Source organism: Paraburkholderia sp. BR13439 (assembly GCF_040948805.1).
Classification (GTDB): domain Bacteria; phylum Pseudomonadota; class Gammaproteobacteria; order Burkholderiales; family Burkholderiaceae; genus Paraburkholderia; species Paraburkholderia youngii.
In genome coordinates, this window is sequence record NZ_JBFPKN010000009.1 from 42232 (window position 1) to 61136 (window position 18905).

Annotated in this window: 18 protein-coding genes; 9 read left to right on the forward strand and 9 right to left on the reverse strand. The window is 64.1% G+C overall.

Translation table 11 applies throughout. From position 1 onward, the window contains the following. Window positions 1–4: 4 nt before the first annotated feature. A complete protein-coding gene (locus AB3X96_RS18880; RefSeq protein ID WP_368590876.1) occupies window positions 5–253 on the forward strand; it encodes a hypothetical protein in 249 nt (82 codons plus the stop codon). A 195-nt stretch (window positions 254–448) separates the two neighbouring features. Here AB3X96_RS18880 and AB3X96_RS18885 read toward each other — a convergent pair whose 3' ends face one another. The 8 genes from AB3X96_RS18885 to AB3X96_RS18920 form a co-directional block, all read right to left on the reverse strand. Beyond that, window positions 449–763 (reverse strand): DUF4148 domain-containing protein, encoded by a 315-nt coding sequence (locus AB3X96_RS18885; protein ID WP_368590877.1) that lies wholly within the window; start codon window positions 761–763, stop codon window positions 449–451. Between the two features lie 196 nt (window positions 764–959). After that, window positions 960–2522, reverse strand: coding sequence for an alkaline phosphatase family protein (locus tag AB3X96_RS18890; protein WP_368590878.1), 1563 nt, complete (start codon window positions 2520–2522; stop codon window positions 960–962). A 151-nt stretch (window positions 2523–2673) separates the two neighbouring features. Beyond that, window positions 2674–3366 (reverse strand): hypothetical protein, encoded by a 693-nt coding sequence (locus tag AB3X96_RS18895; protein WP_176106787.1) that lies wholly within the window; start codon window positions 3364–3366, stop codon window positions 2674–2676. Next, window positions 3366–3848 carry a glycoside hydrolase family 108 protein gene (locus tag AB3X96_RS18900; protein ID WP_368590879.1) on the reverse strand — a complete coding sequence of 161 codons (483 nt, stop codon included), beginning with the start codon at window positions 3846–3848 and terminating at the stop codon, window positions 3366–3368. Before AB3X96_RS18900 ends, AB3X96_RS18895 begins: the two co-directional genes overlap by 1 nt. A 53-nt stretch (window positions 3849–3901) precedes the next feature. Continuing rightward, window positions 3902–5377: a tetratricopeptide repeat protein gene (locus tag AB3X96_RS18905; protein WP_368590880.1), complete on the reverse strand. Its 1476-nt coding sequence runs from the start codon at window positions 5375–5377 to the stop codon at window positions 3902–3904. Window positions 5378–5662: 285 nt separating this feature from the next. Beyond that, window positions 5663–6526, reverse strand: a complete 864-nt coding sequence (locus AB3X96_RS18910) for an ABC transporter permease (protein ID WP_176106784.1) — start codon at window positions 6524–6526, stop codon at window positions 5663–5665. Between the two features lie 16 nt (window positions 6527–6542). Next, window positions 6543–7337 carry an ABC transporter ATP-binding protein gene (locus AB3X96_RS18915; RefSeq protein WP_368590881.1) on the reverse strand — a complete coding sequence of 265 codons (795 nt, stop codon included), beginning with the start codon at window positions 7335–7337 and terminating at the stop codon, window positions 6543–6545. Window positions 7338–7376: 39 nt separating this feature from the next. Further along, window positions 7377–8396 carry an ABC transporter substrate-binding protein gene (locus AB3X96_RS18920; RefSeq protein WP_176106783.1) on the reverse strand — a complete coding sequence of 340 codons (1020 nt, stop codon included), beginning with the start codon at window positions 8394–8396 and terminating at the stop codon, window positions 7377–7379. A gap of 309 nt (window positions 8397–8705) precedes the next feature. On the opposite strand from AB3X96_RS18920, the gene AB3X96_RS18925 reads away from it, so the two are divergent. The 5 genes from AB3X96_RS18925 (at window position 8706) to AB3X96_RS18945 (ending at window position 14098) form a co-directional block, all read left to right on the forward strand. Then, window positions 8706–9383 carry a response regulator gene (locus AB3X96_RS18925; RefSeq protein ID WP_013092490.1) on the forward strand — a complete coding sequence of 226 codons (678 nt, stop codon included), beginning with the start codon at window positions 8706–8708 and terminating at the stop codon, window positions 9381–9383. A 2-nt stretch (window positions 9384–9385) separates the two neighbouring features. Next, complete coding sequence (locus AB3X96_RS18930; RefSeq protein WP_368590882.1) at window positions 9386–10771, forward strand: sensor histidine kinase; 1386 nt, start codon at window positions 9386–9388, stop codon at window positions 10769–10771. A 126-nt stretch (window positions 10772–10897) separates the two neighbouring features. Continuing rightward, on the forward strand, window positions 10898–11938 hold the full coding sequence (locus tag AB3X96_RS18935) for an ABC transporter substrate-binding protein (protein ID WP_368590883.1): 1041 nt from the start codon (window positions 10898–10900) through the stop codon (window positions 11936–11938). A 50-nt stretch (window positions 11939–11988) separates the two neighbouring features. Further along, on the forward strand, window positions 11989–13371 hold the full coding sequence (locus AB3X96_RS18940; RefSeq protein WP_368590884.1) for a sensor histidine kinase: 1383 nt from the start codon (window positions 11989–11991) through the stop codon (window positions 13369–13371). 31 nt (window positions 13372–13402) lie between these two features. Next, complete coding sequence (locus AB3X96_RS18945; protein ID WP_176125842.1) at window positions 13403–14098, forward strand: response regulator transcription factor; 696 nt, start codon at window positions 13403–13405, stop codon at window positions 14096–14098. Between the two features lie 81 nt (window positions 14099–14179). Here AB3X96_RS18945 and AB3X96_RS18950 read toward each other — a convergent pair whose 3' ends face one another. Next, complete coding sequence (locus AB3X96_RS18950) at window positions 14180–15019, reverse strand: DNA-binding transcriptional regulator (RefSeq protein WP_368590885.1); 840 nt, start codon at window positions 15017–15019, stop codon at window positions 14180–14182. 220 nt (window positions 15020–15239) lie between these two features. Here AB3X96_RS18950 and AB3X96_RS18955 point away from each other — a divergent pair, with 220 nt between their 5' ends. From AB3X96_RS18955 to AB3X96_RS18965, 3 genes are read left to right on the forward strand one after another with little or no spacing between them, the layout of a single operon-like run. Beyond that, window positions 15240–17102: a bifunctional 3-(3-hydroxy-phenyl)propionate/3-hydroxycinnamic acid hydroxylase gene (locus AB3X96_RS18955; protein ID WP_368590886.1), complete on the forward strand. Its 1863-nt coding sequence runs from the start codon at window positions 15240–15242 to the stop codon at window positions 17100–17102. Between the two features lies 1 nt (window position 17103). Continuing rightward, window positions 17104–18054 carry a 3-carboxyethylcatechol 2,3-dioxygenase gene (locus AB3X96_RS18960; RefSeq protein ID WP_368590887.1) on the forward strand — a complete coding sequence of 317 codons (951 nt, stop codon included), beginning with the start codon at window positions 17104–17106 and terminating at the stop codon, window positions 18052–18054. An 18-nt stretch (window positions 18055–18072) separates the two neighbouring features. Beyond that, the gene (locus tag AB3X96_RS18965; RefSeq protein ID WP_368590888.1) at window positions 18073–18882 is read left to right on the forward strand and encodes a 2-keto-4-pentenoate hydratase; all 810 of its coding nucleotides are present in this window, start codon (window positions 18073–18075) and stop codon (window positions 18880–18882) included. Window positions 18883–18905 lie beyond the last annotated feature (23 nt).

The window sequence follows — 18905 nt, forward strand, 5'->3', positions numbered from 1 at the left end:
ACCCATGCGACAAGCGTTCAATATTGCGTTGGTGCTTTTGCTTGGCTATTTGATGGCGGATCGTGCGTTGATGCGTGCGCAGGCGGGCGAGATCGGCACGATTACGTGTCACCAGGGCGCGGCGCTCGTTAAATCGGACGCGTTGAAAAAGGGCTTTGGTGACGCTGGCGCGAGCGCGCAGAGCGAGAGCTTCCTGTCGAGTTGCCTCGTGACCGGGCGTGGCCAGGTCGGCGATCTGATCGCGCGCGAGTGAGCGCCGGCAGCTGAGGATTCGTCACGGCGCACGCATAGCGCCGCGAAAAAGCGCCCAGACCGTGAAGGCCCGGGCGAAGTCATCGGGAGCCCGATGACGGAGGTAACACATATGAACTGGCCCGCGCTCGGAGATACCCGAGCAGCGGGCCAGTTCATTTGAATCGGGGTGCGCGTCGCAAGGACGCGCCATCGCTTACTGACCGAAGTAGACCGACTTCGGGCCACTCATCGGAGCCGCACGGCTCGTTTGTGCCGTACCGCTCACCACACCACCGAAGCCGGTAGCGGCTTGGCCGCCGCCGTTTTGCGCGTCGACGCGGGCTTGCGCAGCCTGGATGTCAGCCGGGTAGTGCGGGTCGGCGTGACCAGGTTGATAGCCGGCCTTTTCCAGTTGGACCAGATCGGCGCGCACTTGAGCGCGGGTCACGGGCTGGTTGGCTTGTGCGAAAGCAGCGACCGGAGCGGCGACAGCGACGGCGATGACAACAGCTTGAATCAGCGATTTCATGATACTTACCTCCAGTTCAGGATTTTTGTCTTGCTGCGAACGTGCTTGTTCGTGGTCAGTGATTGCATTGTAATTTGGTGAACTTGGCAGAGTAAGTCGTGAGGCGGCTAATGTTTGTTGCGAAATTTGATATAAAAGCGCGGAACTTTCAGGGTTAACGCGTAGATGTTCTTTGCGCGGCCGGCAATGCGGAGTGCTACTTCTCCGACACCGGACTGACGGCCGAGGGTGTTGCCATTGCCGTTGCCGGTGCCGGCGCGTCGTTTCGCGCGATGCCCGGCGTCGCGGCACGCACCGATTGCCGCAAGCGTGTGAACGCCTGGCTCGTGCGCGCATCACGCTGGTCGCGTGCGTCGTAGAAGTCCTTGCTGAGCCACTGGCCGAGACTCGTCATCAGCGAGCCCAATGCGCTCTTGAAGTGCACCCACGCATTGCCGGTGTGCGCCAGTTGTGCGGCCCCCTCGACCGCCTCGGCGGCGAGCCGGTCCAGTTCCGCGTGCAGGAAGTCGGCGAAGTGATGCAGGCCTTGCTGATTGCCATTCGACGATTTGCGCTCCAGCTCGACGTGCTCGGCAATCAGCGATTGATTGGGCACGCGAATGAACGCCGGCGTATCGGCGCGCGCGCCGCCGTCACGGCGAATCGCCACGCCGAGGTTCGCCGATGCCGCGGTGCGCTCGCCGAGCGGTGGCATTTGCCACTTGTCGCACAGGTATTTCAACAGGCTGCAATGATCGAATCGTTCGTTGCATACGCCGGCTTCGCACCACGGTGACACGAGGATCGCGGGAACGCGTACGCCGAGTCGTTTGAAATCGAAGCTCGTGGTGTGGCCGTCGGGTGCGACTGCGTCGGCTGGCGGCGATACGTGGTCGTAGAAGCCGCCGTGTTCATCGTAGAGGACCACCAATAACGTGCGCTCCCACAGCGCCTGATTCGAGCGCAGCGCATTGTAGGTGTCCGCGATCAGCTTCTCCGCCTTCATGATGTTGTGCGGCGGATGATCGTCGTTCTGCGCTTCGCCGAAGTACTTCGGCTCGATCAGCGCGAATTGCGGGAATTGGCTGGCGGGCCCCGCTGCGTCCTCGAAGAACTTGTCGAAAGAGCGGTAATTCGCGAGGTTTTCCGCGCGTCGCTGATTCTTCAGCAACAGTGACGCGGGGAAGTCATAGAAATAGACGCTCCATGTTTTGCGCGCGGCGTTCAAGCGATCGAAAATCGTGTCCTGATCCTGCTCGGTGTACCAGCGTGGATTGAGTCCGTCGAGCCCCGAAGGCATGTCGATCTCGCCTTTCGACGTACCCGTCAGCGCGAAAAAACGGTTCGGCCACGTCGGCCCCGGCAATGAAGAGAACCACCGATCACACACGGTGAATTGCGAACCGAGCGTATGCAGCGCGGGCAGAAAGCCGAGCGGGTAATAGCCCATCACGTCTTGCCGCGCGACGAGGCTGCTCTTCGGGTAGTCGTTGACGAACGAACGCACGAAGCCGCTGTTGTCGGCGGCGATCTGATCCATCACGGCCTTGTGCTCGTGATTCGGATCGTGCTTCATCTGCCGCTCGCGCGTCGCACGCGGATAGAAGGTATTGCCTTGACCGTCGGCGTTCGATTTGCCGGCCGCGTTGCGCACCCCGTCCAGTTTGTCGTGCACGGCGTCGAGGCAGCCGAGCATCTGGTCGAACGAGTGATTCTCCATCAGCAGCAGCACGACGTGTTCGATCGGATCGTTCTGCGCGTTCGGCTTGACCTCACTCATCTTGATCGCTCCACTCGGGACGGGATGGACTTAGCGCTTGCCAACTTAGCGCAAAACGCGTGCTGGCGAAAGAGCTCTGCTTTGAAACGAACCTGCACGCGACGCTCGGCGTATCTCGTCGCGTGCATGATTCGCTCAACCTGGCATGGACTCAACTGCCGCCAGAGAAGATCGGACCTTGCCCGCCCGGCGCGAACGACGGGAAGGGGTCGCCGGATGGCGCGACCGCCGCCGGTGCATGCGCTCCCGGCTGCGACGCCGGTTCGCGCAACGTCAACGCGCTATCGGCCGTGATCGGTACACTCGGCTTCGCGAGCAGCTCGGTCTTGCGCATCGAGCCGACCGACGTGCCGAAGTAATAGCCGATGATGCTGATCCACGCGGTTCCCAACGCGCCGACGATCACGTTGACGAGATCCTTGTTGGTGCCCGGCAGAGGCTGAAACGCCATCAGCAGCAGAATGCCGAAGAAGCCGGTGGTGACGGCCATCGCGAGCACCTTCGGGACCCAATCGCGATTGGCGACACCCATCGCGCGTGCATTCGCGGTGTCGCTCGTGGCGATGCGGGCCATGTCGGCGTCGTGCGCGAGGCTCGACTGCGCGGCCGTCACCATCAACTGCTGCAGTTGCAGCGAATTAGCGCTCTCGGCCTGGCGAAGTTTTTCGAGTGCGCCGGGGTCGTTCAACGCGGGTTCCACGAAGGCCGGGTCGCTCGGCGTGCCGAGCGCGTGCGAGATGATCGCGGCGGCGGCGGTCACGCCGAGGCCGACCGGACCTCCCACGAGCCCGGCGAGAAGCGGGGCGGTGCTGCTGATGTTCGTCGCTACTTTAGACCAGTCCATCATGCTGCTCCCAGGAGAAGATTGGCTGCCATCCGTTCGGTCCAGCCGCGGCTGAAACTCGGCCACGAATGCAGATTGCGCAGGTACCGCAGACGATACGCGGCGAAGCGCATCACGAACTTCATCGGGTCGGCGTTCTTGACCGCATCGAGCGTGTCGTGGCCGAACTTGCCGTCTTCCTTCGCGCCGGACGCTTTCTGCATCCACAGCACGACGAGGCCGCCGTTGTAGTTCGCATCGAAAATCTGAAAGGCCACGCGCGGATCGAGTTCGTCGAGATGCAACGGGTCCCAGTACCTGCGCTTGGCGATCTGATGGGCGGTTTCGAGCGGCAGGTCTTTCATCGCGCCGTTGTAGCCCTCGCTGCGCGCGACGCGCGCCGTCACACCCCACATCGTTTCGCCGCCCGGATCGGCCGGATTGAAGCTGTACCCGCCTTCGTTTCCGATCAAGGCTTTGAATGCATCTTCGAAACTGTCCATCGAACTGTCTCCTGTTCGGCTGTGTTGCCAACTCAAATGGCGATGCGCGCGGCTCAGGCCGCTCGCATCGCCTGTCCTACGGCGTCGCGTACCGTGTCGAGCGAGGCCCGCAGCGGGTACGACGTCATCGGATTCGAAACGGGCTTGACGCGCGGGTCAGGCCTGGATGTTCGGGTGTCGGCTTCGTCGGGCGATGCGTCCGTCGAGAGCGCCAGCTCGCGTTCGCGCGCCGACAGCGTGCCGGCGTCGAGCTCCAATGCCTGTGCGTACTTGCGCGCGGCCTCGCGCAGAGCGCCTTTGCGTTCCAGCGCGCGGCCCCATTCCGCATAGGACGGCGCGAGGTCGGGCCGCAACGCGACGGCGCGCGAGAGCTTTTCGATTGCTTGGTCGTAGTGGCCGGTCTTGACGAGCGCCTCGGCCCAGTCGTGCAGCGTGTCGACGGATTCCGGGTTCATCTCGGCGGCCCGTCTGAATGCGTCGAGCGCTTCGCGGTCGTGCCGGTTCGTATGCAACAGCACATCGCCGAGCAGCCGCAGGTTTTCAGCGGTGCGCGACGTTTCATTCGCGCCGGTCCGCAGTTCCTCGAGCGCATCGTCGATGCGGTTCTGCTGTTCGAGCGCGATGCCGAGACTCGCGCGCAGCACGGCCGAGTCTTTGTACTGGGTCAATGCTTCGCGGATCTGCTGCTCGGCTTCTTTCGAGCGCTGCTGACTGTCGAGCAGCCACGCCTTGCCCGCGACCGCCCATTGGGCCTGTTCGGACGAGGGCAGCGCGAGGACTTCGTCGTAGATCCCGACGATCTCGCGATAGTCGCATTGCGCGAGCGAACATTTGGTCTTCTGCACCTGGGTGAACAGATGACTGGCGAGGATGTTGGGTTCGGCGAGGCGCATCGCGGTGGTTGCGATGTCGTGCACGAACTTTTCGAGGTCGCGCCCTTCGAACGGCACCGTGCTTTCGCGGCCGTTGAACGGGCCGTGTTCTATCTGCACATGCGCGACATACGAATCCGCGCTGTTGTTCGTCTTCGTGATGCCGACGTGCACGGCGACATCTTCGCGCTGGAGCAGGCCTTTGATGAAGCGCACCGTCGTCGCATACGACATCTCCTGACCCGGGATCTGGATGTCCTGCTGCGCGTCGTTGCTGGTCATCGTGTCGTGCGGAATCGATTCGGCGTCTCGCCCGATCTCCTTCATCGCCGACATGATCCGCTCGGCGACAAAGTTCGACGTGTAGCCGCGCTCGGTCAACGTTTGCGGCGTCTCCACCGGCGGCACCAGCAATTGACGCGTGAGCACGCCGCGCGCGACGAGGCAGATCGAACCGATCGTCAGCAAGATGACCAGCCACGGCAACACATATGGCCACAGCCGCTTCGGCCCGCGACCGATCACACTGGCGGTATGCAAGCCGAACAGCACGAATCGGCTGGAATGATGACGATGGCGGCGATTCGCGGCGTTGGCGCGTATGACCGCACCGCTGAACCCGTTCATCGACCGACGTTGAACCTGTGCACTCGACATGACCCACCTCGCTTCGATCGGCGACCGATGTTGGCGACCGCCCGACTTGCGCGGTGGGGATGCATCGAACGTGCCATGCCGCAGGGAATGGGCTAGCGGGCCGCTGTTGGCTTGCGGTGAGGGGATTGAAAGCAAGAAGTGTTGCGGGTCGGCCAACGTATCGGGAAAAACAGTTTGCCGGCGGGAGACAGAATGCGGGCGGGCAAATAAAAATGCCGCTCAGTCCGGAAGACTGAGCGGCATCGGTGAAGCGAACTACTGTTTGAGGACTTGCGCTGCGGCGGCTTAAACCGAACTCGGCCGCCACTTCAACAATCGATGCTCCACCGCGGTCAACAGGTAGTCGGCGGCAAGCGCGACCACCGCCAGCACGATCATCGCCGCGAACACGCCGCTCGCATTGAACGCGCCCTGCGCGGTGGAGATCAGCAAACCGATACCCTGCTTCGAGCCGAGAAATTCGCCGACCACCGCGCCGACCAGCGCGAAGCCGAAGCTCACGTGCAGGCTCGCGAGAATCCAGCTCAGCGCCGACGGAATCACGACCGAGGTCGTCACCTGGCGGCGCGACGCGCCGAGGATCTGCGCATTCGCGATCATGTAGCGGTCCGCTTCGCGCACGCCCTGGAACGCGTTGGCGAACACCACGAAGAACACCATCACGACCGCGAGCGCGACTTTCGATGCCATGCCGAGCCCGAGCGCGATGACGAACACCGAGCCGAGCACGACGCGCGGAATCGAGTTGGCGATCTTGATGTAGAGGCTGAACACGTCGGAGAGCAGCTTGTTGCGGCCCAGCACGATGCCGCAGACGATGCCCGCGACCGAACCGATGATGAAGCCGAGGCCTGTCTCTTCGAGCGTGACCCACACCTGCGTGAGCAGCGGACCTTGCGACGTGCCGTTCACGAACCAGTCGACGATCTGTTCGAAGATCGCGCTCGGCATCGAGAAGAAGAACGGATCGATCCACTTCAGGCGCGCGGACAGTTCCCAGCCGCCGAGCACGACCACGAGCACCAGAATGCGCAGCGAAATCACCAGAACCTGACGCTGGCGGATCTTCTTCTGCGCGATACGCTCGACGTGAGCGAGCGACGCGGCGTCGATGCCCGAGGGCATCATCTGTTGAGAGGGTGTAGACATGTTTGCCGTTCCTTGATTAACCGATCTGCACTTCTTCGCGCAGGTCATGCCAGATATCGCGCGAAATTTCGATGAAACGTGATTCGTAGCGGATCTCCGACGTGACACGCGGTCGCGGCAGATCGATTTCGTAGACTTTCTTCAGCGTGGCGGGGCGCGCGGTCAGCACGAACACGCGGTCGGCGAGCGCAATCGCTTCCTCGAGGTCGTGCGTGACGAACACGACCGAGCCGACGCCGCCCCACAATTGCAGCAGCTCGTCCTGCATCAACGTGCGAGTCTGCATGTCGAGCGCCGAGAACGGCTCGTCCATCAGCAGGATTTCCGGCTTGTTGATGAAGGTCTGCGCAAGCGCGACGCGCTTGCGCATGCCGCCGGACAGTTGATGCGGATAGTGCTTGCCGAACTTGTCGAGGCCCACGCGGCGCAACCATTCGTTCGCTTCGTCGTAGGCGGCCGATTTCGAACGGCCGCGATAGAGCGGACCCGCCGCGACGTTGTCGAGCACCGAGCGCCACGGAAACACCGCATCGGCCTGGAACACGAAGCCGATGCGCGGATCGATGCCGTCCACCGGCGCGCCCATCACGCGCACTTCGCCGGTGGTCGGCTTCAGCAAGCCGGTGATCATGCTGAGCGTGGTGGACTTGCCGCAGCCGGTCGGGCCGACCACCGCGACGAATTCGCCGCGTGCCACGGACATGCTGAAGTCGCGCAGCGCGATCGTGGCCTTGCCGTCCGGGGAAATGAAACGGCACGACACGTTGCGCATTTCGATCGCTGGCGTCTCGCGTGACATAGGTTGATTCATCGGCGGGTGCCTCGCAGTTCTGTGAATATGAAAGAAGCGTTACTTCGACGCGGTCTTGACCGGCGCCGACAGGAAGTCGTTGGTGTAGGTCTTGGCGAGGTCGATATGCTTGCCCTTCACCGACGGATTGAATGCGGACAGCACCTTCAGCACCGTGTCCGGGCCGTCGGCGGGCATCTTGCCGTCCTTCGTGAACATCGGCAGCGACGCCTTCAGCGCGCCCACGTACAGGTCCTTGTTGTTGCCGTAGTAGTCCTTCGGCATCTGCGCGGCGATGTCCTCGGCGCTATGCGTCGCGATGAAGTTCAGCGTCTTCGCGAACGCGTGCGACAGCTTCGCCGCGTCGTCCTTGTGCGATTCGGCCCACGCGCGCTGCACGTAGAAGCTCGAAGCGGGGTAGGTGCCGCCGAGCGCGGCGCGCGTGCCTTCCACGGTGCGCATATCGACCAGCACCTTCGCGTCGCCGGTCTTCAGCAGTTGCGAGACGGTCGGCTCCGTGGTCATGCCGGCGTCGATGCGGCTTTGCTTGATGGCGGCGATGAAGCTGTTGTCCGCGCCGACCGGCAACATCGTGTATTGCGTCGACGCCACACCGGCGCGCTGCGCGAGGTACTGCGTGAGGAAGCTCGTCGACGAACCGAGGCCGGTCACGCCGAGCGTCTTGCCTTTGACGTCGGCCATGCTCTTCAGCGAATCGGCCGCCTTCGTCGAGACCATTTCGACTTCGCCCGGCACCTGGCCGAAGACGACGAGCGCCTGCACTTCCTTGCCCTTGCTCTGCAGGTCGATCGTGTGATCGTAGAAGCCGACCACGCCTTGCACCGCGCCCGCGAGCAGTTCGTTCTCCGCATCGACACCGGCCGGCTGCGACAGGATTTCGACGTCGAGGCCTTCGTCCTTGAAGTAGCCGAGCTGCTCGGTGAGCTTGGCCGGCAGATAGATGATCTTGGTGGCGCCGCCGACCATGATCGTGATCTTCTCGGCGTGAGCGGCGGCCGAAGCGGCGGCAAGGGCGAAAGCAACTCCTGACACAACGGCAATCTGGCGCAAGGTACGCATGAAGCAGTCTCCTTAGGTGGGTCGCCGCGATCGAGGCGCGGCGCTTTCTGGGTGAATGGCAGCGATTATAGAAACGCGAAACCTTCTGCCAGCTTTCGGGGTTTGGCGCAAAACATGGGTGTTAACCCGACGACGCGCCGACGACGCGCCGACGACGCGCCGACGACGCGCCGACGACGCGCCGAAATTTCGCGGAAATCGCCGCTGCGCTCGCGGCAGCCACAGGACGTATGCTGTAAACCACACTGCACGCGCGCAGACCCCTTGTTTTAAGGCACAATCGACGACCTGACTTTTGCCGTTCCCGCCATGAAGCTGCTGCTGATCGAAGACAACCCCACGCTTGCGCACTGGCTCGCGAAGATGCTGGAGCAGGAAGCCTTCGCGCTCGACGCCGTGCAGGACGGCGACGAAGCCGACCGCCTGCTGCGCACCAATCACTACGACGTGATCCTGCTCGACCTGAACCTGCCGAAGCTGTCGGGCAAGAACGTGCTGCGCCGGCTGCGTCAGCGCGGCGACGCGACGCCGGTGCTGATCCTGACCGCGAGCGGCTCGATCGACGAGAAGGTGGAACTGCTCGGCGCCGGCGCCGACGACTATCTGGTGAAGCCGTTCGAAGTGCGTGAGCTGATCGCGCGCATCAAGGTGGCGATCCGGCGGCAGTCGCCGTCCAAAGCGAGCGAGGTGGTGTGCGGCGACCTGTCGTTCGACATCGACACACGCCAGTTCACGCTGAAAGGCGCGCCGCTGAACGTGACGCCGCGCGAGCGTTCGGTGCTCGAAGCGCTGATCCTGCGCCTCGGCAAGACGGTGACGAAGCCCGCGCTGGTCGATGCGATCTTCACGCTCGCGGACGAGCCGAGCGAGGACGCGGTCGAGATCTACATTTCGCGTTTGCGCAAGAAGCTCGATGGCAGCTCGGCCGCGATCGTCACGCTGCGCGGGCTCGGCTATCTGCTGCGCAAGCGGGAAGACGACCAGTAACGATGTCCAATAGCCTGCGCATCCGTCTGCTGTGGTGGCTGCTCGTGCCGCTCGCGCTCTATGTGTTCGTGACCGGCAAGACCGAGTACGACAACGCGCGGCACACCGCGAATCTGGTGCAGGACAACCAGCTGGTCGCGTCGGCGCGGATGATCGCGGGCGAGGTCGAATGGAGCGACGGTTTTCTGCGTGTCGATGTGCCGCCCGCCGCCCTCGAGATTTTCGCGTCGCCATATCGCGACCAGGTGTTCTACAGCGTGCGTGTCGACGATGGGCGGCTGCTCGCGGGTACGCCCGATTTCCCGCCGCGTCCGCTGCGCGCGCCCGACGTGCCGGACTCGTACTACACCGAGTTGCACGGCCAGCAGGTGCGCGCGGTCGACATCGTGCGGTTCATGTACGACAACGGCGCGACGCGCCCCGTGCGCGTGACGGTCGGCAAGACCGTGCGCTCGCGCGACGCGATGACTCAACAACTGTGGCGGCCGCAACTCGTGCGCCAGCTCGAAATGATCGCGCTGGCGGTCGCACTCGTTTGCATCGGGCTCACGTTCGAGTTGCGCCCGTTGATGAAGGTGAAAGACGAGGTAGCCGACCGCGATCCGATGCAGCTCGAACCGATCCGCGTCGAGCGTCTGCATTCGGAACTGCGGCCTATCGTCGATGCGATCAATCAGTGCATCGCGCGGCTCGGCGTGCAGGTGGCGGCGCAGCGGCGCTTCATCGCGGATGCCGCGCATCAGTTGCGCACGCCGCTCACGCTGCTCGGCACGCAACTGCAGTTCGCGCGGCAGCAGGAAGGCCTGAATCCCGCGCTCGACGAAGCGCTTGCCGCGATGCATCGAAGCAATCGTTCGATGGTCGGTCTCACCAACAAGCTGCTGCTGCTCGCGCAGGCCGAGGCCGCCGACAACTCGCAACTCGCGATGGAACGCGTCGATCTGATACCGCTCGCAATGGAAGTCGTCGAAGATCTCGGGCTGCTCGCGCAGGCGCGTGAAATCGATCTTGGCGCGGAATTGCACGGCGCGGCGCCGGTGCTCGGACATCGCGGCATGTTGCAGGCGCTGATCGCGAATCTCGCCGAGAACGCGATTCGCTATACGGGCAGCGGTGGCCACGTGACGGTCGCCGTGAGCGCGGATACCGAGGCCAATACGGTGACGGTCAGCGTGACCGACAACGGCCCCGGCATTCCGGCCGAGGCGCGCAGCCGCGTGTTCGAGCCGTTCTTTCGCGCGTCGACGGATACGGAAGGCACGGGCCTCGGTCTGGCGATCGTGCGCGAAATCGCGGACGCGCATCACGGCGAGATCGTGCTGAAGGCGGGCGAGGGCGGCAAGGGCGTGGATATCGCCGTGACCTTTCCGCGCGCGACGCCGCAGTGATCGGGACAAACCCGAAGTTCGCGCAACAAATGCAGCGCTGAAAGCATAGGGAAGGGTTCGCCCCTTCAGAATCACGGGCACGCGACCCGCGCGGCGCCCAGAGCAAGATAACGGAGACACCCCGCAATGAAGCTTTCCCCGACGCGTTTCTCGCGCGCGGCCTATGCCGCCGTGGCGGCGTCGCTCGCATTGTGCGCGCTCGCGAGGGTGGCGACACCTGCGCAAGCGGCCGAGCCGGAGAGACTCGCGATCATGGTGGGCGGCACCAACAAGCTCATCTATCTTCCGGCGCGTCTTGCCGAACAGCTCGGCTATTTCAAGGCGGAAGGGCTCGACGTCGAACTGCTGTCGCAGCCGACTGGAATAGAGGGCGAGAATGAAATGCTCGCCGGCGCGGTGCAGGGCGTGGTCGGCTTTTACGATCACACGATCGATCTGCAGACACGCGGCAAGGAAGTGAAGACGATCGTCGTGTTCAGCCAGGTGCCGGGCGAAGTGCAACTGGTCGCGGCGAAGTCGGCCGCTTCGATCCGCAGCATGGCGGACGTGCGCGGCAAGACGCTCGGCGTCACCGGGCTCGGTTCCTCAACGAGTTTTCTGACGCAATACCTCGCACAGCGCGCGGGCGTGCCGTCCACGCAATACACGCTGCTGCCGGTCGGCGCGGACAGCAGTTTCATCGCGGCGATGCGGGAAGGACGCATTCACGCGGGTATGACGACCGAGCCGACCGTTACTCAGCTATTGAAGGCGGGCGACGCCAAAGTACTCGTCGATATGCGCAACGTCGACGGCACGCGCGCCGCGCTCGGCGGCACGTATCCGGCGTCGAGCCTCTACGTGCAAAGCACGTGGCTCGACGCGCATCCCGACGAAGCCGCGAAACTCGCGCGCGCATTCGTGAGGACACTGCGCTATATGCATACCCACAGCGCGGAACAGATCGCCGCGCAGATGCCAAAAGAAGACATCGGCAACGACAAGGCACTGTATATCAGCGCGTTGCAGGCTTCGCTGCCGATGTACACCGTCGACGGCAAGATGCCCGCCGACGGTCCGCGGACGGTGCTGAAGGTACTGTCGAGTTTCAATCCGGCGGTGAAGGGGCGGTATATCGATCTGTCGCGCACCTTCACCAACCAGTTCATCTCCGACGTGAAGCCTTGAAAGCGGGCTGACCGCGAGGGTCGCATCGAGCACAAGAGGATCGGCACATCGTGTTTTCAGGCAGTTTGCGCGGACGCTTGTTGTGGTGGCTGCTGTTGCCGCTGGCGGCATTCGTCTCCATTTCAGTCGTCATTTCATACCGGTTCGCGCAGAACACCGCGGACCTGGTGCAGGACAATGCGCTGCTGTCGTCGATGCGGATCATCGGCGAGGATGTCGACTGGGACAACGGTTCGGTGTCGATCCAGATTCCGCCGGCCGCGCTGGAACTCTTCGAGTCGCCGGAACACGACACGGTTTTCTATCGCGTCGAGGCGGGCGGCCATCGTTTGCTCGCGGGCATCCCCGAGTTGCCGCTGCCGCCGCATGTGAGCGACAAGCCAACGCTTTATTCCACCCATTTCGCCGACGGCCGCGCGGCGCGCGCGGTCGCCTACGCGCGGCAGCTTTACGACTCGGGACACACCGAGGAAGTGATCGTCGCGGTCGCGAAGACGGAGGGCTCGCGCGACGCGATGGTGTGGCGTCTGCTGCGGCCGCAATTGACCGGCGAAGTTCTGACGCTGGTGCTGGCGATGGTGTTCGTCTACCTCGGCCTGACCTTCGAACTGCTGCCGCTGATGAAGGTGAAGGACGACGTTGCCGATCGCAATGCGTCGCAACTCGAACCGATTCGCGTCGCGCGTCTGCACGTCGAGCTGAGGCCGATCGTCGAGGCGATCAACCAGTGCATCGCGCGAATGGGCCAGCAGGCCGCGACGCAGCGTCAATTCATCTCCGATGCAGCGCATCAGTTGCGCACGCCGCTCGCGCTGCTGGCCGCGCAGATCCAGTTCGCGCGGCAACGCGATAGCCGCGACGCCCCGCTCGACGAAGCGCTCGCGGGCATGCACAAGAGCAGCCGCAAGCTGACCACGCTGACCAACAAGCTGTTGCTGCTGGCGCAGGCCGAGTCGGCCGCGCCGCTGAACGTGCCGGAGCGGATCGATCTGAGCGCGTTGATCGCGGGCGTGCTCGAGGAGCTGATCGCGTTTGCGCAGTCGCGAGAGATCGATCTGGGCGCGGAGCTGGAAGACGGCCTGTACGTGACCGGTGACGAAGCATTGACCGCGGCCCTCGTGACCAATCTGGTCGACAACGCGCTGCGCTATACGCAGGCGGGCGGGCGCGTCACGGTGCAGACGCAGCGGCGCGAAGGCATGGCGATCGTGCGTGTAATCGACAACGGGCCCGGCATCAAGGCCGATGCGCGCGAGCGAGTGTTCGAGCGCTTCTATCGCGCGTCGAGTCATGCGGAAGGGACTGGTCTCGGCTTGCCGATCGTGCGCGAGATTGCGCATCGCCAGGGCGGCAGCGTGACGCTCGAATCGAACGCAGGCGGCGCGGGCCTCGTTGCGACGGTCGAGATGCGCTTATGGCTCGGCGCAACCTGACGTCGCGCGACTCACCAATGAGAGGACAACGATGAAACTGCTGCTCGTGGAAGACGACGCGGACCTCGCGCGCTGGGTGATGAACCTGATGCAAGTCGAGCAATTCGCGATCGACTGGGCGCAAAACGGCGAATGCGCGGAGACGCTGCTCGGTCTGCAATGCTATGACGCGGTGCTGCTCGATCTGCGCCTACCTGGCATCAGCGGCAAGGAGGTGCTCGCGAGGTTGCGCCGCAAGCGCGACAACGTGCCGGTGCTGATGCTGACCGCGAATGGCTCGACCGACGACAAGGTGGCCTGCTTTTCGGCCGGTGCGGACGACTATGTGGTCAAGCCCTTCGATGCGCGCGAACTGGTGGCGCGCATCAAGGCGCTGATTCGCCGTCAGGCCGCGGGAGACAGAGGGCAGTCGACCGAATGCGGCAATCTGCGTTATCTGTTCGATTCCCGCGAATTCGTGCTGCAGGACCAACGCCTGTCGTTGCGCCGCCGCGAACACGCGATCCTCGAAGCGCTGATACTGAAGCAGGGCAAGACCGTCTCCAAAGCCACGCTGATGGACAAGATCTTCACGCTCGACGAAGAGCCGAGCGCCGACGCGATCGATATCTATATTCACCGGCTGCGCAAGCATCTCGCGGCATCGACCGCGAAGATCATGACCTTGCGCGGACTCGGCTATATCTTGCGCGAAGAAGAACCGCACGAGGCATTTGCGTCTGCCTGAGATGACCGCACGATAGGAGCGCGTTTGCACGCGGTTCCGAGGTGCCAGGCGGACGATTTTAATAAGGTTTCGAAAGCGGCCTCACGAGTTGCGCTCGCGCCCCATACGCGTTTTACCCGCTCCGCTGTTCGCGCTGCTCTGCGCCGCGAGTTCCTCGACCATCTCACGCGCAGCCGTCTGCAACTCGGGCACATAGCGCCGCTTCGCTTCCGCAAGCGACACCGCGCGCGACAGAAACACCACGTTCAAGCTCGCGAGCACCCGTTCCTCGAACACGATCGCGACGGCGACCGCGCCGATCTTCCCCTGGTCCGCCCAGTCGCCATGATTCGAACCGAACCCATCCGCGCGCACGCGTCTCACGAGACTGTGGATCAACGCGTCGTTCGACGCGAGCGCCTTCTGCTCCTCGCCGCCCGCGCCCGCGCGCAGCAGATCGAGAATGTCCTCGCGCTCTTCATCGGGGCACATCGCGAAGTACGCGCGGCCCGCCGCGGTTAGCAGCATCGGCAAACGGCGGCCGACCATCGCGCGATGAAACGACAGCGTACTGAAGCGGTGCGTGGTCTCGCGGATGATCATCGCGTCGCCGTCGGGCGTGGTCAGATCGGACGGCCACGCAACACGTTGCAGCAGACGCCCCATGACCGGCGGCGCGATGGTCGCGATGCGTTCGTCGTCCGTGAAGCCTTCGCTCAGCGCGCGCACTTTCAGCGTGAGCCGGAAGCTGTCGTCCGACGCGCTGCGCCGCACGAAGCCTTCTTCCATCAACGTCTCCAGAAGCCGCCGCGCGGTGGTGCGATGCAGGCCGGTCAGCTCGCTGATCTGCTGGCTCGTCGCGCGGCCGCTGTCCATCGAGTTGAGTGCTTGCAGCACCTGCAAGCCGCGCGACAGACCTCGCACATTCGTGTATTTGGTCACTTAAAAACCTCAATTAAATCAGCTATGTGCATTCTATGCACATTTTCCAGATTTTGTTGAGCGGGCAGGTGGCCGGTCCTAGACTGCCAACAAATCAACGATTTCATGGAGACGCGAGCGGTTGCCCGCAGGCGATTTTCGCCGTGGCTAGCGCTGGTTCCCGCCGCCGCGCTCCGTGAATAGCTCGACCCGGTCAATCCGGTCGACATACGGAGACAACATGCCCCAACCGCTCGACCCGGTGGCCGCGCAAGGCCACAGCGGAACCGTCACCACCGACGTCGCGATCATCGGCGCCGGCCCGGTCGGTTTGATGATCGCCAACTATCTCGGCCTGCAGGGCGTACGCGTCGTGCTGATCGAAAAGCTCGAGAAGATCATCGACTATCCGCGCGCGATTGGCCTCGATGACGAAGCACTGCGCGTGTTCCAGTCCGTCGGCCTCGCCGATGCATTGCTGCCGCACACGACTCCCGATCACTGGATGCGCTTCGTCACCCGCAACGGTCACTGCTTCGCATCGATCGAACCGCGCACCGACGAATTCGGCTGGTCGCGCCGCAACGCGTTCATTCAGCCGCTGGCCGATCGCGTGCTGTACGACGGCCTGCAACGCTTCCCGCACGTCGAGGTACTGTTCGGCCACACCGTCAACTCGTTCACGCAGGACGGCAGCGGCGTCACGATCGAAGCGGAACACGCGCAGAGCGGCCGCCGCACGATCCGCGCGTCGTACATGGTCGGCGCGGACGGCGGCAACAGCTTCGTGCGCCGCACGCTCGACGTGCCGTTCGAGGGCCGCACGAAACCGAATCAGTGGATCGTCGTCGATGTGCGCAACGACCCGATCGGCTCGCCGCACGTGTACATGCACTGCGATCCACGACGCCCGTATGTGTCGGCCGCGCTGCCGCACGGCATTCGCCGCTTCGAATTCATGGTGATGCCCGGTGAGACCGAGGAAGAGCTGTCGAAGCCGGAGAACATGGCCGCGCTGATCCGCAAGGTCGTCGCCGAGCCGGACAAGGTCGACTACATCCGCAAGCGCGTCTATACGCACAACGCGCGCCTTGCGAGCAGCTTTCGCGTGAACCGCGTGCTGCTCGCCGGCGACGCCGCGCACATCATGCCGGTATGGCAGGGGCAGGGCTACAACAGCGGCATTCGCGACGCTAGCAACCTCGGCTGGAAACTCGCGATGGTGGTCAAGGGAGTCGCCGGCGATGCGCTGCTCGATACCTATACCGCCGAGCGCCGTTCGCATGCGCGCTCGATGATCCACCTCTCCGAAGTGGCGGGCGACATTTTCGCGCCGACGAGCCGCTTCGGCATCAAGTTCCGCGACGCGTTCGTGCGTACGTTCAACTGGTTTCCGGCGGTCAAGCGCTACTTCGTCGAAATGCGTTTCAAGCCGATGCCGCGCTATGAAAGCGGCGTCGTGTTGCTCGCGCACACGCCGCGCAAGCGTGGCTGGCTCGCGCGCGTGCTCGAACGCTCGGGCCATTCGGCGCCAGGCCGCCTGCTCGGTTTGATGAGCGAGAAGCGCGAGTCGCGGCTGGGCCGTCTCGTGTATGGACGCGACCCGCATTGTCATTCGCCGGTCGGCCGCATGTTCATTCAGCCGCGCGTGCGTACGGCGAGCGGCGAGATCGTGCGACTCGACGATGTGCTCGGCAACCGCTTCGCGATCGTCGGCTGGGGCGCGGAACCGACCTTCGGTTTGTCGGAGGAAGCGCGCGCGATCTGGCAGCGGCTCGGCGGCTGCTTCGTGGTCGCGAAGCCGGATACGCAACTGTCGTTTCATGACGACGTGCCAGAAGACGTGATCGCGATCGGCGATGTGAACACGCGGCTGAAGGACTGGTTCACGCGAGTGCCGGAGTCGGTCGTGCTGTTGCGTCCGGATCGTTTCGTCGCGGGCATGGGCTCGCCGCAGCAGGTGTCGCAACTGGTCGTCGAACTCGCGCGGAAGCTGCAACTCGACGCGGCAACGCGTGCGGATGTGGCGAATGCCGGCAACGAAGCGGCGTTCGCGCGCGACGCCGTTGCCACTCTCGCAACCGCTGCAACCGCCGGAGCCTGATATGCCGATGCTGCTCGAATGTCTATCGCACACGCCGTTGCACGGCTATTTCGATCCCGCGCCCGAAGTCGTCGCCGAAGTCGAGCGTGTGCACGCGGCGGCGCGTGCGCGCGTGGTCGACTTCGATCCCCAACTGGTCGTCGTGTTCGCGCCCGATCATTACAACGGTTTCTTCTATGACGTGATGCCGCCGTTCTGCATCGGCGCATCGGCGAGCGCGATCGGCGACTTCAAGAGCCTCGCCGGTCCGCTGAACGTGCCCGCCGATACGGCGCTCGAACTGGCCCAAGCGGTGCTCGCGAGCGACGTCGACGTCGCGGTCTCCTACCGCATGCAGGTCGATCACGGTTGCGCGCAAGCGCTGGAGATTCTGACCGGCGGACTCGATCGATATCCGGTCGTGCCGGTGTTCATCAATTCGGTGGCCGCGCCGATGGCTTCATGCCGCCGCGCGCGTCTGCTCGGCGATGCGTTGGGCCGCGCGCTCGCACGCTCGAATCAACGCGTGCTCGTGATCGGCTCGGGCGGCATCTCGCATGAGCCGCCGGTGCCGGAACTCGCGGGCGCGAGCGAGGAAGTCGCCGAGCGTCTGATCGCGGGCCGCAATCCGTCGGCCGAGTCGCGCGCGGCGCGGCAGGCACGCACGATTGCGGCGGCGCGCGCGTTCACCGCGGGCGACAGCCATCTGCATCCGCTCAATCCCGAATGGGATCGCGCGTTCCTGAAGCTGCTCGAAGACGGCGAGCTCACCGCGCTCGACGGCCTGACCAACAACGCAATCACGCGCGATGGCGGCAAGTCCGCGCACGAAATCCGCACATGGATCGCCGCGTTCGGCGCGCTGAACGCGAGCGGCCCATATCGCGCATCGCTCGATTACTACCGTCCGATCCCCGAATGGATCGCGGGCTTCGGCGCGATGCACGCGCGACCCGTGACTGCCCACGTTTAACCGAATCTGGAATTCCCTATGAACACTCAAAGCAACATCGACGCGTTGGCCCTGCGCCTGCGCGAATCGGAACGTACGCGCGTGACCATCGCGCCGCTGCGCGACGACGCGCGTTTCACCGAACTGCCGAACCCCGCCGACGCCGAGCAGCTCGCGTACGCGGTGCAGCAGGCCAACGTGGCTGCGCGCGTCGCGGCGGGCGAGCGCATCGTCGGCCGCAAGATCGGACTCACGTCGCCGGCCGTGCAGCGTCAACTCGGTGTCGATCAACCTGACTTCGGCGCGCTGTTCGCATCGATGGCGTATGGCGACAGCCAGCCGATTCCGCTCGGCGAGCTGATCCAGCCGAAGGTCGAGGCGGAGATCGCGCTCGTGCTCGAACACGATCTGCTGCACGAGCGCCACACGTATGCCGATCTGATGCGCGCAACCGCGTATGCGGTCGCGGCGATCGAAGTGGTGGACAGTCGCATCGAAGGCTGGAACATCCGCTTCGTCGATACAGTCGCGGACAACGCGTCGAGCGCGCGCTTCGTGCTCGGCAGCCGCCCGGTGCTGCTGCGCGATGTCGATCTCGCGGCCTGCGCGATGACGCTGTCGAACGATGCCGAAGTCCTGTCGCGCGGCAATGGCGCCGCGTGTCTCGGCAATCCGCTGAATGCCGCAGCGTGGCTCGCGGATCGGATGGTCCGGCTCGGCACGCCGCTGCGTGCCGGCGACGTGCTGATGACGGGCGCTTTGGGCCCGATGGTCGCGGTCAAGCAGCCGGGCACCTTCAGCGCGCAGATCGACGGTCTCGGCAGTGTCCGCGCGACTTTCTCCGCATAAAGCAAGCACTCGCAAGCACTCGA

What these genes read in the sequence shown, in the direction of transcription:
- AB3X96_RS18915 (WP_368590881.1), bottom strand. Translation starts at nt 7,337, where the DNA reads ATGAATCAACCTATGTCACGCGAGACGCCAGCGATCGAAATGCGCAAC.
- AB3X96_RS18955 (WP_368590886.1), top strand. Translation starts at nt 15,240, where the DNA reads ATGCCCCAACCGCTCGACCCGGTGGCCGCGCAAGGCCACAGCGGAACC.
- AB3X96_RS18885 (WP_368590877.1), bottom strand. Translation starts at nt 763, where the DNA reads ATGAAATCGCTGATTCAAGCTGTTGTCATCGCCGTCGCTGTCGCCGCT.
- AB3X96_RS18920 (WP_176106783.1), bottom strand. Translation starts at nt 8,396, where the DNA reads ATGCGTACCTTGCGCCAGATTGCCGTTGTGTCAGGAGTTGCTTTCGCC.
- AB3X96_RS18890 (WP_368590878.1), bottom strand. Translation starts at nt 2,522, where the DNA reads ATGAGTGAGGTCAAGCCGAACGCGCAGAACGATCCGATCGAACACGTC.
- AB3X96_RS18930 (WP_368590882.1), top strand. Translation starts at nt 9,386, where the DNA reads ATGTCCAATAGCCTGCGCATCCGTCTGCTGTGGTGGCTGCTCGTGCCG.
- AB3X96_RS18895 (WP_176106787.1), bottom strand. Translation starts at nt 3,366, where the DNA reads ATGGACTGGTCTAAAGTAGCGACGAACATCAGCAGCACCGCCCCGCTT.
- AB3X96_RS18925 (WP_013092490.1), top strand. Translation starts at nt 8,706, where the DNA reads ATGAAGCTGCTGCTGATCGAAGACAACCCCACGCTTGCGCACTGGCTC.
- AB3X96_RS18905 (WP_368590880.1), bottom strand. Translation starts at nt 5,377, where the DNA reads ATGTCGAGTGCACAGGTTCAACGTCGGTCGATGAACGGGTTCAGCGGT.
- AB3X96_RS18900 (WP_368590879.1), bottom strand. Translation starts at nt 3,848, where the DNA reads ATGGACAGTTTCGAAGATGCATTCAAAGCCTTGATCGGAAACGAAGGC.
- AB3X96_RS18965 (WP_368590888.1), top strand. Translation starts at nt 18,073, where the DNA reads ATGAACACTCAAAGCAACATCGACGCGTTGGCCCTGCGCCTGCGCGAA.
- AB3X96_RS18880 (WP_368590876.1), top strand. Translation starts at nt 5, where the DNA reads ATGCGACAAGCGTTCAATATTGCGTTGGTGCTTTTGCTTGGCTATTTG.
- AB3X96_RS18945 (WP_176125842.1), top strand. Translation starts at nt 13,403, where the DNA reads ATGAAACTGCTGCTCGTGGAAGACGACGCGGACCTCGCGCGCTGGGTG.
- AB3X96_RS18960 (WP_368590887.1), top strand. Translation starts at nt 17,104, where the DNA reads ATGCCGATGCTGCTCGAATGTCTATCGCACACGCCGTTGCACGGCTAT.
- AB3X96_RS18935 (WP_368590883.1), top strand. Translation starts at nt 10,898, where the DNA reads ATGAAGCTTTCCCCGACGCGTTTCTCGCGCGCGGCCTATGCCGCCGTG.
- AB3X96_RS18910 (WP_176106784.1), bottom strand. Translation starts at nt 6,526, where the DNA reads ATGTCTACACCCTCTCAACAGATGATGCCCTCGGGCATCGACGCCGCG.